At 70.1% G+C, this 15,818-nt stretch carries 15 protein-coding genes; 6 read left to right on the top strand and 9 right to left on the bottom strand.

The genetic code is table 11. From position 1 onward, the window contains the following. Positions 1–177 precede the first annotated feature (177 nt). From WG209_RS10505 to WG209_RS10495, 3 genes are all read right to left on the bottom strand, one after another. The gene (locus WG209_RS10505) at positions 178–666 is read right to left on the bottom strand and encodes a hypothetical protein (protein ID WP_337174990.1); all 489 of its coding nucleotides are present in this window, start codon (positions 664–666) and stop codon (positions 178–180) included. A 101-nt stretch (positions 667–767) separates the two neighbouring features. Further along, positions 768–1,082, bottom strand: a complete 315-nt coding sequence (locus WG209_RS10500) for a type II toxin-antitoxin system YafQ family toxin (protein ID WP_337174989.1) — start codon at positions 1,080–1,082, stop codon at positions 768–770. Positions 1,083–1,085: 3 nt separating this feature from the next. Beyond that, entirely contained in the window at positions 1,086–1,403 is a 318-nt protein-coding gene (locus tag WG209_RS10495; RefSeq protein WP_337174988.1) for a hypothetical protein, read from the bottom strand. A 161-nt stretch (positions 1,404–1,564) separates the two neighbouring features. On the opposite strand from WG209_RS10495, the gene WG209_RS10490 reads away from it, so the two are divergent. Then, positions 1,565–2,881 (top strand): MFS transporter, encoded by a 1,317-nt coding sequence (locus tag WG209_RS10490; RefSeq protein WP_337174987.1) that lies wholly within the window; start codon positions 1,565–1,567, stop codon positions 2,879–2,881. Further along, positions 2,874–3,497, top strand: coding sequence for a hypothetical protein (locus WG209_RS10485; RefSeq protein ID WP_337174986.1), 624 nt, complete (start codon positions 2,874–2,876; stop codon positions 3,495–3,497). The genes WG209_RS10490 and WG209_RS10485 overlap by 8 nt, the downstream gene beginning before the upstream one ends. A 21-nt stretch (positions 3,498–3,518) precedes the next feature. Here WG209_RS10485 and WG209_RS10480 read toward each other — a convergent pair whose 3' ends face one another. Beyond that, complete coding sequence (locus WG209_RS10480; protein WP_337174985.1) at positions 3,519–3,941, bottom strand: VOC family protein; 423 nt, start codon at positions 3,939–3,941, stop codon at positions 3,519–3,521. Positions 3,942–4,013: 72 nt separating this feature from the next. Continuing rightward, on the bottom strand, positions 4,014–4,772 hold the full coding sequence (locus tag WG209_RS10475) for a DUF6193 family natural product biosynthesis protein (protein WP_337174984.1): 759 nt from the start codon (positions 4,770–4,772) through the stop codon (positions 4,014–4,016). A 1,128-nt stretch (positions 4,773–5,900) separates the two neighbouring features. Between WG209_RS10475 and WG209_RS10470 the strand changes: the two genes are divergently transcribed. Further along, on the top strand, positions 5,901–7,799 hold the full coding sequence (locus tag WG209_RS10470) for an exo-alpha-sialidase (protein WP_337174983.1): 1,899 nt from the start codon (positions 5,901–5,903) through the stop codon (positions 7,797–7,799). A gap of 94 nt (positions 7,800–7,893) precedes the next feature. Here WG209_RS10470 and WG209_RS10465 read toward each other — a convergent pair whose 3' ends face one another. From WG209_RS10465 to WG209_RS10455, 3 genes are read right to left on the bottom strand one after another with little or no spacing between them, the layout of a single operon-like run. Beyond that, positions 7,894–8,244, bottom strand: coding sequence for a type II toxin-antitoxin system RelE/ParE family toxin (locus WG209_RS10465; protein WP_337174982.1), 351 nt, complete (start codon positions 8,242–8,244; stop codon positions 7,894–7,896). Next, positions 8,241–8,501 carry a type II toxin-antitoxin system ParD family antitoxin gene (locus WG209_RS10460; protein WP_337174981.1) on the bottom strand — a complete coding sequence of 87 codons (261 nt, stop codon included), beginning with the start codon at positions 8,499–8,501 and terminating at the stop codon, positions 8,241–8,243. Before WG209_RS10460 ends, WG209_RS10465 begins: the two co-directional genes overlap by 4 nt. 5 nt (positions 8,502–8,506) lie before the next feature. Continuing rightward, on the bottom strand, positions 8,507–9,565 hold the full coding sequence (locus tag WG209_RS10455) for an alpha/beta fold hydrolase (RefSeq protein ID WP_337174980.1): 1,059 nt from the start codon (positions 9,563–9,565) through the stop codon (positions 8,507–8,509). A 244-nt stretch (positions 9,566–9,809) separates the two neighbouring features. Between WG209_RS10455 and WG209_RS10450 the strand changes: the two genes are divergently transcribed. The 3 genes from WG209_RS10450 to WG209_RS10440 all read left to right on the top strand — a co-directional run bounded on the left by WG209_RS10450 (position 9,810) and on the right by WG209_RS10440 (position 13,606). Further along, positions 9,810–11,375: a radical SAM protein gene (locus WG209_RS10450; protein WP_337174979.1), complete on the top strand. Its 1,566-nt coding sequence runs from the start codon at positions 9,810–9,812 to the stop codon at positions 11,373–11,375. A 245-nt stretch (positions 11,376–11,620) separates the two neighbouring features. Beyond that, positions 11,621–12,601 (top strand): fatty acid desaturase, encoded by a 981-nt coding sequence (locus WG209_RS10445; protein WP_337174978.1) that lies wholly within the window; start codon positions 11,621–11,623, stop codon positions 12,599–12,601. A gap of 537 nt (positions 12,602–13,138) precedes the next feature. Then, entirely contained in the window at positions 13,139–13,606 is a 468-nt protein-coding gene (locus tag WG209_RS10440; RefSeq protein WP_337174977.1) for a nuclear transport factor 2 family protein, read from the top strand. A 13-nt stretch (positions 13,607–13,619) separates the two neighbouring features. On the opposite strand, the gene WG209_RS10435 is transcribed toward WG209_RS10440, so the two are convergent. Next, positions 13,620–15,791 carry a sigma-70 family RNA polymerase sigma factor gene (locus WG209_RS10435; RefSeq protein WP_337174976.1) on the bottom strand — a complete coding sequence of 724 codons (2,172 nt, stop codon included), beginning with the start codon at positions 15,789–15,791 and terminating at the stop codon, positions 13,620–13,622. Between the last annotated feature and the right edge of the window lie 27 nt (positions 15,792–15,818).

Raw genomic sequence — 15,818 nt, 5'->3', positions numbered from 1 at the left:
GAGCTGATCCAGGGCTTCGTGGTGGCGATGAACCTCGAGACCACCGAGGAAGAGCTGATGCACACCATCTTCCCGCATCCGACCCTGTCGGAGACGATGAAGGAGGCCGTGCTCGACGCCTATGGCAAGGTGCTTAACGCTTGAGACCTGCGACTGCGCGCTTGCCTTTGGAGGGCGCTAGCGCAGGTCGATCCTGATGCCGACGCCGATGAAGTTCGAACCGGACTTCTTCGGCGCGATCAGGCCGAAAACGCCGGACCGATGATGCAGCCGGAGGCGCAGCTCCTGCTGGCGGCGCCGCGCGGGCGCGCCGGCCGTCGCCAGGAGTTCGGCCGTCGCGCGGTGGACGGCGCGATAGAGCGCGGTGTTGGGCCTGGCCAGCGGGTGGCTCGACGGGATCACGATCGCGAAGGTCAGCTCGTGCTCGTGCCAGATGGCACCGCCGCCGGTGGCGCGGCGGACCTTCGCGGCGGAGCGCCAGCGGGGCTCGCGGTCGGTCTCCGCCCAGGGCTGGAAGTAGCCGAGGCTGAGGGTGGGCTCGGACCAGCCGTAGGTCCGGAGCCAGGCCGCCGAGGGGTCGCGGGCGACTCGCCCCAGCATCGCCTCGTCGATCGCCATGTTGGTCGGCCCCGGGGCGACGCGATACGGTAGGACTCGGCAGAGCATGGGGATCTCAGGGTCGGGGCTGGGACGTTTCCTTCGCGCTGGATTCTATCCCGACTGGGGCGGCACGACCAACGTCGGCGCGAGGATCGCGATCGGCGGGGTCATCGCCCGAAGATGTCGGAATGGGTCCCCGTCCGGTACAACCGAAGTTCGGACCCGTGGACGCCGTAGATCAGCAGCCAATCCGGCTCGACGTGGCAATCACGGCGCCCTTTCCACTCTCCAGACAGGGCGTGATCGCGATGACGGGCGTCCAGGGGACGGCGCGCGCGGATCGTCTCGACGACGTCGGCCAGCTTCGCCAGGTCCTTGCCGCGGGCTTTCTGGCGTTCGACGTCGCGGCGGAACTGCGTGCCGGGCACCAGGCGCAAGGGCGGCGGGGGATCGGGATCGGGGGGCGGCTTCTTCCGCGCCATCCGTTAGACGCCCCAGTCGGCGAACATATCCGCGGCGCTGTCGTAGGCGGATACGCCTTCGCCGGCGTCGACATCGCGGATCGCGCGGCGGGTTTCCTCGTTGAAATCGGGCTCGTCGGAGAGCGGCTCGATTTCAACGAGGCCCACGCGGGCCCGGGCCCGGGCCTGGACCAGCTTCACGAGTTGGTCCGCGAAGGCGTCGGGCCGACCGGTCGGCCTGGGACGCATGGCGGCCAGGACGTCGACGGCCTCGGGGGGGAGGCGGTCGAGGATCGAGTCCATCAAACCGTCGAGGGATGGGATTTCGTGGGCGGCGGCCATGACCTGATTATATCCGTCGGCCAGTGTCGCCGGGAAGGCGAACGATCCGGACGACCTCCGGCCTGGAACGGTCGCAAGTGGCCTTGGGACGCACCCGGCGTCCTTGTTACAGTTTCATCTGGGACGACGCGCGGGGACGGATCGAGCGGAATGAGGCGACGATGAAGACGCCCGGGCGGTGGCGGCTGTCGACGATGATGGCCCTTCTGTACGCCGTGCAGGGGGCGTTCTGGCCCTTGCTGGGCGTGCATTTGCTGGAGCTGGGGATCGACGGCCGCTGGCGGGGGCTGATCTTCGCCTCGCAGGCCGTCGCGGCGACGCTCCTCCCGCTGGGGGCGGGGCAGCTGGTGGATCGGCTGATGCCGACGCGCACGTTCCTCGTGGTGTCGTACGCGGTCGGGACGCTGATCCTGGCGGCGCTGGGATCGGGGTGGATCGTCGGTCCCGGCCCGCTGCTGGCGACGTTCTTCCTGTACTTCTGCGTCGCGATGCCGTCGCACAGCCTGGCCAGTTCGCTGGCGCTGCGGAACCTGGACGCGCCCCGGAGCGAGTTCGCGGCGGTGCGACTCTGGGGGACGGTGGGCTGGATGGCGGTCGGCTGGGGCGTCTCCGGCTTGATGCTGGCGCTGGGGGGCGGCCGGGCTCGCCCCGGCGGCATGCACGAGGTCTTCTGGCTGGCGGCGGGCCTGTCCGCCGCGATGGCGGCGTACTGCCTGGTCCTGCCGCGGACGCCCCCCCTGGCGCGCGAGGACGGCGGCCGGACGTCGCTCCGCAAGGGGCTGGAGCTGCTGGGGGAGCGGGACGTCCGGGTCTTCCTGATCACGACCTTCGGCGTCTTCCTGACCATGCCGCTGGCGTACCAGGTGATCCCCGGCTACCTGGCGGCGCGGGGCATGCCTCGCGAGTGGGTCTCCACGGCCGTGTCGATCAACCAGGTCCCGGAGATCGCGGCGCTGGCGGTGATGCCGTGGTTCCTGGGCCGGCTGGGCTACAAGGGGACGATGGCGGTGGGGCTGGGGGCGTGGTTCCTGCGGTACCTGGTCCTGGCGGCCCACCCGCCGCTCTGGCTGGCGGTGGGCGTGGGGGTGTTGCAGGGGGTGGGGATCGCTTGCTTCTCGATCGGCGGCCAGGTGTTCCTGGACGGGCGCGCGCCGGCGACCCATCGCGCGAGCGTGCAGGCCGTCTTCCTGGTGGTCTCGACGGGGCTGCCGTCGCTGCTGGGGAGCCTGGCGGCCGGCGAATGGCTGCGGCGGACCGTCCCGGGAGACGACCCCTGGGTCTTCCTCGTCCCTTGCATCCTCACCGGGGCGCTGCTAATGTATTTCACGAGGGGCTTCCGTTCGTCGCAAGTCTCGACCGCGGAACGTCCCGCCGCGTCGCGCGTGGACGTCGACGCCGGCCCTCCCCAGCGAATCCATACCATGCGAGGCGCGGCGGCGAGCGTCGGGGACCAGGTGACGGAGACGGCCGATGGGTGACTATCTCCGCCTATTGACCGCCGACGCCCACGACGTCCCCCTGGCGGCCCTCCAACGGGCCGTCCCGTTCGGGGCGGTCTGGTCGGTCGACCACCCCGGCATGCTGGGGAACTACCTGGCGATCGGGCCCGAGGCGGAGGATCTCCACCACGTCTGGGCGACGGTCGAGCGCAACCCCGTCGGCCCCAATACGTTGGGTGCCGAGGAGGTCGCGGAGTTCATCGACAGCCTCGAGGCCGGCGGCCCCCCATCCGCGTCCCGCTGGCTGGGCGAATACATGGAAGGCGTTCGCGAGATCTACGCCATCCGGCTCTACGCCGAGGCCATCCGCCGCCGCCCCGAGGCGCTCGACGCCGTCCACGCCGTCCGCTCCGCCCTCCGCGACGAGGTCGGGGGCATCGGCCAGTGGGACGGCCAGGGCTTCACCAACGAGGACGACCACCTCGTCTGGATCAGCGCCTCGACCGCCCTGAAGGGGACCGTCGACGCCGCCCTGCTGGACGAGTCGACCGGCCTCTGGATCCCCTTCGACCTCGACCTCGACGACCCCCGCGCCCGCGCCGCCTTCCTCCGCGGCGAACTCCCCGAGCCCGGCCGATCGGCCCCCGAGGATTGACGTCCGCGCCCGTCGACGGGCTCATTCCGGCGGGAGCAACTCGGGGTTCCAGACAACCTCCCAGAGATGTCCGTCGGGATCCTGGAAGTATCCCGCGTATCCGCCCCAGAACGTGTCCCGGGCGGGCTTCACGATCGTGGCGCCGGCGTCGGCCGCCAGCCTCATGACGGCGTCGACCTCCTCGGGCGAGGCGACGTTGTGGCCGAGCGTGAACTCGGCGGCCCCCCGGGGCCCCGGCGTGAGACCGGCGTCGCGGGCCAGGCTCTCGCGGGGCCAGATCGCCAGCTTCAGCCCCGGTTGCAGGTCGAAAAACGCGACGGCCCCGTGGTCGAACTCCTGGCCGACGATGCCGTCCGTAGGCAGGCGGAGCCCGTCCCGATAGAACCGGAGGGATCGCTCCAGGTCGTCGACGCCGAGTGTGATGACGCTCAATCGGGGCTTCATGTCGATATCACTCCGTCGTGGTGTCGCGGCCCCGCGGCGAGATACAGGCGCCACTCGCGCGGGTGCCGCCAGCTAGAGTTCTTCGGCGTCTGACCCGCCGCTTCGGAGCGCGCGTCCGATATCATCGGCGGTCCCCGCCACGGCGGGCCCACAGCCGGGCGGCAAGTGTTCGATCACGATGTCCAACGCCTCCTCCACGTTCCCACCTCCGAGGTCTTCCCCGGCGCTGCCCTCCACTCGGTATCGCTTGTCACCGGAAGGGGCAACCGACGGGGTATCGCGCGTGAAGGGATATCCCGTGCAACGGCTGAAGCAAAGCCGATCCAAGCTCGTGAAAGGGAAGAGTTGCCTCAACGCGGGGCGCTCGGACGCCGATGCGATAACCTCCCCCAACCCGGGAATCGATCTGGGGACGGCTTTCAGGTACGCCCGCCAGCGTTCCTCGACCTCCATGCCCTGCTCGTAGGACCATGCGTCCTTCCTCGCCTCGACGAAGTCGAAGGCGCTCGTCATGTCCCCCGCCGTGCGGTTTGACCCGACCCACCGATCGATGGCGATCGCCACGCTTTCGAGGTCGGGCGTCCCGCCAGAAGCGAGCATCACGCCACGACTCCAAAATTCGACCATGAACAGCCTTTCCTTGGCCGCGATGAATGCTTGGGCCTCCCTATCCGCCCATCTCACGGTGGCGCACACCACGGGGCTGATGCATCCGTCGAGTTCGATGACCCGCATCGAGGAGTCGATCCGCGTGAAGGCCGCGCGAAGGGCTCCGGCCAGTCCGCCATGCTCGATGAGGTCGGGATAGAGCGATCTGGCCCTCTCATCCATCGCGATTTCTCCGCAACGCCGACCTCCGCGACCGGACCGTGCCGCGCCGCGTCTTCTCGACCATTCGACCTTCGAGCATTGCTGCAGCAGGCGTGTCGAGCACTCGCTCGTCCCGAACCTCGGGGCAGGAGGGTCGTGCCCTAGCCCGGCGCGGAGTTCGCCACGCCAGCCTTGCCGCCCCGCATGTGTCCGATTGGTTTCTGGTCCGCGCGTTCCGCTATTCGGCGGAACCACCGAAACCATTCCCGAATTAGCATTCACTGTTACGGCAAGCGCTCAAGGGAGGTCGCCGATCGTCGGCCGATAGCGTAGCCACCGGTCCTCCCCGGGGCGTCGATAGAGCAGGCTACCGCACCGGGGGCACTCCCACAGACAGCCCTCCATCTCCTGGCTCGCGTAAGGCTCTCGTGGAACTGGTCCGACTCGGTAGTGCCCAATGGGGGAAGCATGCCCCCGCGCTCGAATTCGCGGAGCTGATATGACCGCCAGACGTGGTGGTCGTGCTCCACGGCGTCTCGGTCGCGAACCACCCGCGACGATTCGTCCGGGCGGCCGGTGTCGCTGAACACGTAACCGCAATCGCAGGCGATCTTCCCCAGTTGCTCCCCCCGGTGCCCGGCTGGCACCCTGGTCGACGGCGGTTACCACGCCAGCCAACGGATGGACAAAGGGCGGCCCCGGCCGCCCCGGATGGGGCCAGCCATGACATCCTCGCATCCGACAAACGCCCCGTGCCAGTGTTTCTCGCCCGGGGTTGGCTCCCTGGATTATCGGCGCGCCCCGAGGCCCACTCCCCTATTCCTCGTCGCGATCCTGGCCCGGGGCCCGCGGACGGTCGCCGGTTGGACCGGGGCGGTCCAACTCGGCGACCAACCTCGGGTCCTGTTACATCGCCGCCGGCGTAAAACCGGGGCCGGGAGGAGACCACGATTGGCGGCCGCTGGACGCGGCGGTGGAGATCTTCGAGCGAAGTCGATCGTGGCGTCGTGGGCATGGATTCGAGGGCCCGAGCGGTGGACAATGGCCGGGCGGGTCGCCGCCGACCCGGTCGCCGACGCGGGCCTGTCGCGCGTGGCCGGGAGCGACGGCGAACGATCGCTCCATCCGCGCCCAAGGACGAACATACCGATGAAGAAGCTCCACCTGATCGCCATGGCGTGGCTCGTGGGCGCCTCGCTCGCCCCGGCGGGGGCCCAACCACCCGCGCCCGGGGGGGAGAAGCCGTTCGTCTACATCGACACCGACATGGCGGCCGAGGTCGACGACCCGTTCGCGGTCTACCGGGCGCTGATCGCGCCGGAGTTCGAGATCGTCGGCCTGTCGTCCATCGGCTGGCAAGGCCCGCTCGACTTCCCCGTCAACACGCGGGCCAGCCAGAGGATGAACGAGGAGATGCTCTCGCTCCTGGGGCTCCGCGACCGCGTCTCGCACCCGATCGGCGCCATGAGCCCCATGCCCGGTCCCGAGACGCCGGTGGACTCCCCGGCGGCGCGCGACCTCATCGCCAGGGCCAGGGCCGTGCCCGAAGGGCGCAAGCTCCAGGTGTTCGTCCTGGGCGCGTATACCAACGTCGCCTCGGCGCTGCTGCTCGACCCCGCCATCAAGGAAAAAATGACGGTTCACGTGATGGGGTTCCGATTCGACGACGAGCGGCTCACCCCGACCGAGTCCAACACCCGGGGCGACCTCCACGCCGCCGCCCACCTGCTCAAGTGCGGCGTGGAGTTGAAGGCGATGGTCAACAGCACGCTCCGCCATTTCCAGTGGAGCAAGGCCGACGTCGACGCCCATTTCAAGGGCAAGGGGGGCGTCCGCGACTACCTGGTCGACCGCTGGGAATCCTACGCCCCCCGGGACCCCGAGCGGACGTTGTGGGATATCGCGGTGTTCGAGGCGGTCCTGCGCCCCGAGTTGGCGACGTTGACCGAGATCGAGCACGAGGGCTCCAAGGTTTACGTCTGGACCCGCGTCGACATCCCGGGCATGAAGGCCGACTTCTGGGAGGCGACGAAGGCCGACCCGGTCGTGATCTCGCGGGGCGAGGCGGCGCACCGATATCAGGCCTTCCCGGACGCCCTCCGCCTGAAGAACGGCGACATCCTGGTCGCCTTCTACGCGGGCTACAACCACGTCTCGCTGGCGACGGACGATTTCCCGCTCGGAGGACGCCTTTGCGTCGTCCGGTCGTCCGACGAGGGCCGCACCTGGTCGGAGCCGGCCGTCCTGTACGACGACGCCGACGACAACCGCGACCCGCACCTCGCCCAACTCGACGACGGCACGGTGGTCTGCTCGTTCTTCTCCATAGCGGAGAAGGGCCGCCGGCGCCTGGAGCGATCCGACGACCCCAGGAACTACGAGCTGGAGCGGACGGAGACCGGCGTCCAGGTCGTCGTCAGCCACGACGACGGCCGGACGTGGGAGGCCGAGGCCCGCGAGATCATCCCGGGCTGGGTCTGCTCCGCTCCTGTCCGCCAGCTACCCGACGGCATGTGCGTCCTGGGGCTCTATCGCGGCGACAAGTCGGGCCTCAGCGTCGCCGGCACCGCCCGCTCGACCGACCGCGGCCGGACCTGGGAGGCCCCCGTCGAGATCAAGGCGCCGGAGGGGGTCGGCCTCAACGCCGAGACCGACGTGATCCGACTGGCCGACGGCCGCCTGTACGCGGCGATGCGGTCGTTCACCGACGACATGTACTTCGCGACCAGCGACGACGACGCCCGGTCGTGGTCGACCGCCGAGAAGGCGGGCTTCCCCGCCCACGCCCCGCACCTGAACCGCCTGGGCGACGGCCGGATCATCCTGGGCCATCGCCTCCCGAAGACCTCGATCCACGTCAGCGACGACGAGGCCAGGACCTGGCGCGGGCCGTTCCAGATCGACGACTGCATCGGCGCCTATCCCGCCACGGTCGAGCTGAAGGACGGCGGCGTCCTGATCGTCTACTACACCGAAGGGGGCGGCAGCGCCATCCGCGCCCGCCGCTTCCGCCTCGCGCCGGATGGCGTGGAGTTCCTGCCGCTTTGAGGATGGGAGAATCGTGGGGGTTTGAAAACCGAGGCGGCGATGGATGACCAGTCGGAAGCCCGAGCCGGCCGTCGGGCCGGAGCCGTGCCCCCGATCAATCGGCGTCGTCGCCATCATCACCGAAAAGACCGAGTTCCTCGGCGAGCACCGACCCGACGTCCCGCGCGCCGTGGAGCACGCGGACCACTTCGATGCCGTCGGGCGTTGGGCGGTAAAAGACGATCCAGCTACGGAATTTCGATATAGGCATATATCGGATGGTGGCGTATTCCAGCTCGATCGAGTCGTAGCGAGCCCCCATGCCCGGAAACCTCGCGAGACGCGCGAAGGTTGCCTCCGCCTCGGCGAGGAATCGTAGCGGAGCGGACTCGCTCCGCTCCGCGAGGTAGGCGACGGCTTGCACCAGGTCGATCCGGGCGCGGAGAAGCCGCCGGACGACGCTCACCGTCCCCGCCGCCGCGCGGCGAGTTCGATCCCCTCACGCCCGATGTCGTCCCATTCCTCGGAGGTCATGGGCGCGGAGGGACCGCTCTCAAGCCCTTCGGCGAGCTTGCTCTCCAGGGCCTGTCGGGCTTCCCGCTTCTGGGCCTCGCGGATGAGCGAGTGGAGATACTCGCTCACCGTGACGAAGCCTTCCTTGCGGGCCTGAGACTCGACGAACTCCTTCATCGGGTCGGGCAACGAGACATTCACCGTGGCCATGCGCGTCACCTCTCTTCGAACAACCTAGCATCGGGGGACGTTCGTGCAAAAGGGATTCGCCCTCCCTGGTCCCGCCGTCCCCAGCGTTCGGCGAGCCAGGCGGCGAGGCGGGTTTCCAGCCAACGCCGGTCGCCGAGCCAGGGGCGGCGGGCGATGTAGCCGAGGTGGCCGCCGGCGGGGAGGAGTTCGAAGAGGACGTTCGCGGGGAATCGGACGGCGTCGAAGGCCGAGGCGGGGATGAACGGGTCGTCGGCCGCGTGGACGACCAGGCCGGGGATGGCGATCTCGGCGGCGAGCGGCCCGGCGCTGTTGCGGCGGTAGTAGTCCTCGGCGCCGTCGAAGCCGTTTCGGGGGGCGGTGTAGAGGTCGTCGAAGTCGTAGACCGAGCGCACGCGCTCGACGCCCGCCGGGCCAAGCTCCGGGAAGCGGGCGTGGAGCCGGCGCGCCTCGGCCCGGAGCCAGCGGGCGAAGCTCCGGTCGTACAGGCGGTTCGAGGGGAGCCGCATGACCCGGCAGCAGGCGGACAGGTCGATCGGCGGGTTCGCCGCGACGACGCAATCGGGCCGGGCGCCGGGGTAGGGGGGGCGCGACGCCTCGGCCGCCAGCTTCAAGGCCAGGTTCGCCCCCAGCGAGAAGCCGACGACGGCGATCGGCGAGCCGGCGGCGGAATCGGCCAGGCGGTCGACCACGGCGCGGACGTCCTCCGTCCTCCCCGCGTGGTAGATCCCCCGAGCCAGGCCGAAGCCCGCCCCGGCGCCGCGCAAGTTCATGCGGACGACCCGCGCCCCGAGGTCCAGCAGCCGCCGCGCCATGCGCCCGACATACGGGGCCTCGGCATGGCTCGCCAGGCCGTGCAGCAGGACCGCCGCGGGGTCGCCGGCGCGCCAGGAGGGGGGCGTCGAGTCCAGGGCGACGAGCCGATCGCCGTCGGGCAGTTCGACGACCTCCGCCCGCGCGGGGATGGCCGGGGGCCGGGGGCCGACGTATCGCCCGGCGATTGTCTGCGCGTGGCCGCCGCGGAACCAGGGGTGGGGGTCGAAGGGGGGATTCGGCGATTCCGGCATGGGAATTGATGTCAGGGGTCCGCGATCGGCCGAGGCCACGACGCCGCGCGCCCGAGCGCCGCCGTCGCATTGTACCCGAGGGGCGCGCCAACGTCCGGGGATCGCCGTCACGACCGGCCCATGGTCCGGGGAAATCGTCGCGGCCCCTGGGCAACATGCTCGCGATTGACTAGCATGTTTAGATTCGGTAGCTCGCGCCCCTCCCCCAGAAGCCCCGTCGCCGGGAGCGAGGAACAAGCCTGACATGGCAGACATCGTCATCATCAACCCCAAGTTCGAGCCGTCGTACTGGGGGATGGAATACATGATCGGGAATCTGGGCAAGTCGGCGAACCTGCCAGTCGCCTGCCTGCCCCTGCTGGCCGCGCTGACGCCCGAGGGGCACACCGTCACCCTGATCGACGAGAATGCCGAGCCCATCGACTTCGACCGCTGCGCGAAGGCCGACATCGTCGGCATCACCGGGATGAGCGTCCAGCGCTTCCGGATGAAGGAGATCCACGCGGAGCTGAAGGCGCGGGGCTGCTTCACGGTGATGGGCGGGCCGTGGATCACGGTGCAGGAAGACTACTTCGACGACGAGCCCCCGAACGCCATCTTCATCGGCGAGGCCGAGGAGACCTGGCCCCAGTTCATCCGCGAGTGGGAGCAGGGGCTGCACCAGTATCGGTACGAGCAAGTTGAAAAGTCGGACATGACCAAGGTGCCGACGCCTCGGTTCGACCTGCTGAAGATGAATCGCTACGCCTTCGGCAGCCTCCAGTTCTCGCGCGGGTGCCCGTTCCAGTGCGAGTTCTGCGACATCATCGTGACCTTCGGCCGGCGGCCCCGGCTGAAGACGTCGGCCCAGGTGATCGCCGAGCTGGAGGCCATCTGGAAGTCCGGCCAGCGGATCGTCTTCATCGTGGACGACAACCTGATCGGCAACAAGAAGGCGATCAAGGCGGTGCTGCGCGACGTCGTCGCCTGGCAGCGCAAGCACGGCTACCCGCTGAGCCTGTTCACCGAGGCCTCGATCGACCTGGCCGACGACGCCGAGCTTCTCGACCTGATGACCGAGGCCAACTTCGTCGCCACGTTCATCGGCATCGAGAGCCCCAGCGAGGAGGCCCTGCGCGAGACGAAGAAGTTCCAGAACGTGCGCACCGGCGGGACCCTGCTGGAGAAGATCCACCGCATCCAGGACGCCGGCATGGAAGTCTGGTGCGGCATGATCATCGGCTTCGACAGCGACGACGTCGGGATCGTCGACCGCCAGATCGAGTTCATCTCCAACAGCCGCATCTCCTTCTCCATGAGCGGCATGCTCAGCGCCATCCCCAAGACGCCGCTGCACAAGCGGCTCGGCGAGGAGGGCCGGCTGGACTATACCGACGTCTCGGAGTTCGGCACCAACATCATCCCCCTGGGGATGACCCGCGAGGAGCTCCTGGAAGGCTACCTCCGCGGCCTCAAGGAGTTGTACGACCCCAAGGCCTACTTCGACCGCACCGACGCCCTGTTCCTCCGGCCCGACTTCGAGGTCGGCGTCACCAAGAAGCGGCGGTGGTGGAAGCTCTCGGCGCGCTGGGTGCTCTTCGAGGCGCGTAGCGCGGTCGAGGCGCTCGGCCTGTTCGCCCGCCTGATGAAGAACATCCCCGAGGAGCACCTGAAGCGCGAGTACCGCGCCCGGTTCAAGCGGTTCCTCAAGGTCCACCGCCGCCCCGGGCTGGTCTTCTTCTACGTCTTCCATATGGCCATGCACTACCACGCCTGGAAGATGTCCGAGAGCATGTCCAGCCGCAGCCAGAAGCTCGTCAACTCGTTCTGAGCCGCGACGGCCGGCGGGCGGGGCGTCCCGCGCCGCCGGTTCGTGAAAAATGGTACATGCCGGCGAGAGCGGCTCCCGCCGGCGTCCAGTGTCCGAAACGACCGATTCCCTCGTCATCACAAGACCAGCGGCGCGGCCCCGGCAAGACCGGCCCCCAGGGCCGAGGGGCCCCGCGTGCCGCCGGCGTCCGATCGCCGTCGGCGACTCGCGAGCCCCTACCCGAAAGTTCCCCGAGAAGATTGCCCATGAGCACGACGACGACGACGACCGCCCGGCCGGCACAGAAGCGCCTATCCTGGTCGGCCATTTTGTATATCGGCGGCATCCACGTCCTGGCGCTGCTGGCGCTGGTCCCCTCGCTGTTCTCGTGGTCGGGCCTGCTGCTCTGCCTGGCGCTGCACTGGCTCACGGGGGGGATCGGGATCTGCCTGATCTACCACCGGCTGCTCACCCACCGCAGCTTCAAGCTCCGTCCCAAGTGGCTGGAATACCCGCTGACCGCCATCGGCTGCATGGCGTCGGAGGGGGGCCCGCTCGGCTGGGTCGCCGATCACCGCCGTCACCATGCCTACTCCGACGAGGAGATGGATACCCACTCCCCGCTGCGCGGCCTGTTCTGGGCCCACATGGGCTGGTTCATGGTGGTCGACGAGAACTCGCGCCACAATGACGCCTACTTCAAGCGCTGGGCGCCCGACCTGTTCCGCGACCCCGTGCACCGCTGGCTGGAGCGCTACTTCATCGCCTTCCCGCTCGGCCTGTTCGCCCTGACCTACGCCGCCGGCCAGTGGTACGGCGGGATGGGGCTGAGCTGGCTGGTCTGGGGCGGCTTCATCCGCACCCTGTTCGTCTGGCACACGACCTGGCTGGTGAACTCCGCGAGCCACGTGTGGGGCTACCGGACCCACGCCACCCGCGACCAGTCCACGAACCTCTGGTGGTGCGCCGCCCTGACCTACGGCGAGGGCTGGCACAACAACCACCACGCCTTCCAGACCTCGGCCCGCCACGGCCTGGACTGGTGGGAGGTCGACCCGACCTACATGACCATCAAGGGATTGCAGCTCGTCGGCATGGCCAGCGACCTGAAGCTCCCCAAGGTCCGCAAGAACGAGGACGGCACCCTCGTGGACACCGACGCCCGCCCGATCGTCCCGCCCGCCACCGCGGCGCCGGCGGCGACCCCGGCCGAGATCCTGCCCCAGGCGCAAGAAACGAGCGTCTGACGCCCGGCCCGGCCCTCGACGACACGCCGCCGCCCGCGGTCCCCGGATCGCGCGCGGCGGCTTCGCGTTCCGTCGCCCCGGAAATCCCGATCCGACGCCCCCGGGACTTGCCTTCGGGCCGTCCGGGGGCGATGATTGCCCAGTCTCCGGCGCGGGATTCCCCCGCCCGGCAACGCGCGGCCCTAGCTCAACGGCAGAGCAGGGGACTCATCAGAAAAGGTGGCGCCGGGGGGCGACCCTCGGACGCGAACCGGGTGAATTGCGGGAAACCTAACCCCCCGGGCGAGCCCCGAGGGCACGGCGATCCGCAGCCAAGCCTGGCCGGGCTCCGGTGGCCAGGAAGGTTCAGAGACTAGCGGGGTGAGCCCCAACGATAATCCCCGCCGCGAGCGCCCGGCCTCCCCTCGCCCCGTCCCGGGGCGGGGCGAGGATGAGATAGTCCAAGCCCCGTGGAAACGCGGGGGCCCTTGAATCCCTTGGTTGCAGGTTCGAATCCTGCGGGCCGCACTCTCCGCCACGCCGGAGCCCCGAGATCCCATGCTCTCCCAGGAGATAATCGACCGCTTCCTCGACTCGATCGATCCAGCGTTCCGCGCCGGGGGCCCCGACGCGGCGGACGAAGAGTCCTACTCCGGCCACGTCGACGCCCTGCAAGGCGTCTTCGCGGCCGTCGGCCGGGGGGACTTCGACGCCTACGCCGATGCCTGCCACGACGACGTCGAGCTGGACATCGCCGGCCCCCCGTCCGTGCCATTCGTCGGCGTCTGGAAGGGCCGCGACGAGGTCGTCGCGGCGACCCGCCGGAACTTCGGCATGCTGGACGCCCAGCAACCGGAAGTCGAGTCGCTCTCCGCGCGGGGGGACCACGTCGTCCTCATCCTGCGCGAGCGGGGCCGCTACATCGCGACCGGCGCGGACTACCGCTGGCGCGCCGCCCAGGTCTTCACCTTCGAGGAGGGCAAGCTCCGACGAATCCGCGAGATCATCGTCGAGGAGCCGACCTGATCGCCGGCCCTCGTCAGGGGTTGGGCGGATCCAGCGGAGGCATCGGCTCCAGTTGAATCTCGATCGGCTCGGGCTCCCGCGACGGGGCCAGTCTGGCCCCTTGCCCCTGGAGGTTCCCGAGGCGGACGTCCAACCAGATGCGCCCCATGGGGAGGTCGTCGAGCCGGAAGCGGCCCTCGTCATCGGTGCGCGTCGCGATGGGGGTCGTCGTCCGGGATGAGTAGTACACGACCCTCGCGCCGACGACCGGCTTGCGATCCGGGTCGACGACCGTGCCGATCAGCGAACCTCCCGGGCCGAGCACGGCGTCGGGCATCTTCACCGGCCCCTCGGCCGGGAGCCTAACCGGCTCGACGCCGGCCGGCGCGAAACCGGTGCGTGAGACGGTCAATTCGACCGAGGTGGGCCTTGATCCGCCCCACGTGGCGGGGACGTCCGCCAGCCGATAGCGGCCCTGCTCGTCGGTCGTCGCGCGGCAACGGTCGGAGAGCACCCGGGAGCTGGACGTCGAGCCGGGCTCGCGCTCCCAGGCGTAGGCCATCTCCACGGTCGCGCCGGCGACCGGGGCCCCCTCCCGATCGACCACCGCGCCGACGATCTCCGGCAGCACGTCCGTCGTGGGCTCCGGGAGGGATACGTCGACGACCAGCCGACCAGCTTCGATCCGGGGCGAGAACCGCCCTCCGTCGGGATCCTCGATCATCGCCGCCCGGCCGTGGCGGTCGGTCAGCCAGTACCGCGCGACGTTGCCGCCCAGCCGGCTGACGTCGCGGAGGGTGTTGGGGTCGAAACGGTCGTCCCAGCGGATCCTGGCGACGGATCGCGGGGCCGTCCAGCCCATGGGGCCGGGCGAATCGATCGTGATCGTCGCCTCCCCGCCCCCCCGCGGGATCCCCAGCGCCGCGGTTCCCGCCTCGTCGGCGAAGGCACGAGCGACCCCCCCCGGGACGGATGCGTACGCGCCCGCCCGCGGAGCGGGTTTGCCGCTCTCGGCCCAGGAGAAGCGGAACTCCCACGGCGTGCCGCGAGTTACCTTCAGGTCCAGCTTGGCCTCGGGATGGGCGTCGGAGACCGCGAGCCGCGTGTACTCGACCGGCGCGCCAGACACCCAGAAGCCGGGAGGCGGCACGAGTTGGCGAGTCCCGACGTCGCCCGTCGGTAGGCCCAGCGTGTAGGCGCCGTCACGGCCCGAGACGGCCTCGACGAGAGGGCTGCCTGGATCGGCGACCTGGATCGTGGCCCCGGCCACGGGCGCGCCGGTCTCGGAGTCCATCACCCGGCCGGTGAGGCGGTACTTACCGGGCACCACAGCCCGCGCCCGTAACTCCGCGCCGGACGGGGCCGCGCCGTCGCTCGAAGCCGACGCGTTCCACGCCCAGGCGCCGGCGGCCAGCGCCAGCAACGCGGTCGCGATGGGGATCATCCGTGTCATCCTCATGGTTCGCAAGGCTCCTCGGGTCAGGAACAGGACCGAGACCGGGACACCGCCGCGGAGCGAGGGCGCGACGAGCGGGGCCAGGCGGGAGGTCGCGGCGGCCAGCGCGTCCGGGAGGGTCGCGCCGGGGAGGGCGATCGTCGGGGCTTCCACCCCGCGCCGCTCCAGCCGGCCCCGCAACTTCTCCCGGGCTCGCTTCAGCCGGACGCCCAGGGTCGACGACGGGCAGCCCAGGCGGCTCGCCGCCTCCTCGTAGCCGAGGCCCTGGAGGTGGCAGAGGACGACCGGCTCGCGATACCGCGCCGGCAGGCGGTCGACCTCCTCGATGAGCACCGCGACCGCGTCGTCGACGCGGGGCCCGGCGTCGACGGTCGGCGCGAGGAGGGCCGCGCGGCGCTCGCGGTCGCGACGACGCGCCGCCTCCTTGCGGGCGCGGAGCGCCGTCCTCCGCGCGACGCCGAACAGCCACGGCCCCAGCGACCCTCGACGCCGGACGCTCGCCGCGCGGCACGCCAGGACCAGGAAGGTCGCCTGGAAGGCGTCGTCGGCGTCGGCGGCCGAGCCCGTCAGGGAGCGGCAGACTTCGTACACCATCGCGCCGTGCCGAGCGACGATGGCCTCGAACGCCTCGTGGGAGCCGTCGTCGAGGTACCGCGCCAGCAGCCCCGCGTCGTCGAGCCCCGCGATCGCGCCGCCGTCGTAAAGCGCCTGGATCGAGCGGATCAGCCCGCCCCCCGGTCCACCGGCCATTGAATCGCCCTCCCGGCCCTCGTCCGT

Source organism: Paludisphaera sp. (assembly GCF_037189885.1).
In the GTDB taxonomy this organism is placed as follows: Bacteria; Planctomycetota; Planctomycetia; order Isosphaerales; family Isosphaeraceae; genus Paludisphaera.
This window is presented reverse-complemented; position numbering and strand designations above follow the sequence as displayed.

Bases quoted from the DNA above. Each gene is read 5' to 3' on its own strand.
- WG209_RS10505 (WP_337174990.1), bottom strand. From the start codon at position 666: ATGCTCTGCCGAGTCCTACCGTATCGCGTCGCCCCGGGGCCGACCAAC.
- WG209_RS10500 (WP_337174989.1), bottom strand. From the start codon at position 1,082: ATGGCGCGGAAGAAGCCGCCCCCCGATCCCGATCCCCCGCCGCCCTTG.
- WG209_RS10495 (WP_337174988.1), bottom strand. From the start codon at position 1,403: ATGGCCGCCGCCCACGAAATCCCATCCCTCGACGGTTTGATGGACTCG.
- WG209_RS10490 (WP_337174987.1), top strand. From the start codon at position 1,565: ATGAAGACGCCCGGGCGGTGGCGGCTGTCGACGATGATGGCCCTTCTG.
- WG209_RS10485 (WP_337174986.1), top strand. From the start codon at position 2,874: ATGGGTGACTATCTCCGCCTATTGACCGCCGACGCCCACGACGTCCCC.
- WG209_RS10480 (WP_337174985.1), bottom strand. From the start codon at position 3,941: ATGAAGCCCCGATTGAGCGTCATCACACTCGGCGTCGACGACCTGGAG.
- WG209_RS10475 (WP_337174984.1), bottom strand. From the start codon at position 4,772: ATGGATGAGAGGGCCAGATCGCTCTATCCCGACCTCATCGAGCATGGC.
- WG209_RS10470 (WP_337174983.1), top strand. From the start codon at position 5,901: ATGAAGAAGCTCCACCTGATCGCCATGGCGTGGCTCGTGGGCGCCTCG.
- WG209_RS10460 (WP_337174981.1), bottom strand. From the start codon at position 8,501: ATGGCCACGGTGAATGTCTCGTTGCCCGACCCGATGAAGGAGTTCGTC.
- WG209_RS10455 (WP_337174980.1), bottom strand. From the start codon at position 9,565: ATGCCGGAATCGCCGAATCCCCCCTTCGACCCCCACCCCTGGTTCCGC.
- WG209_RS10450 (WP_337174979.1), top strand. From the start codon at position 9,810: ATGGCAGACATCGTCATCATCAACCCCAAGTTCGAGCCGTCGTACTGG.
- WG209_RS10445 (WP_337174978.1), top strand. From the start codon at position 11,621: ATGAGCACGACGACGACGACGACCGCCCGGCCGGCACAGAAGCGCCTA.
- WG209_RS10440 (WP_337174977.1), top strand. From the start codon at position 13,139: ATGCTCTCCCAGGAGATAATCGACCGCTTCCTCGACTCGATCGATCCA.
- WG209_RS10435 (WP_337174976.1), bottom strand. From the start codon at position 15,791: ATGGCCGGTGGACCGGGGGGCGGGCTGATCCGCTCGATCCAGGCGCTT.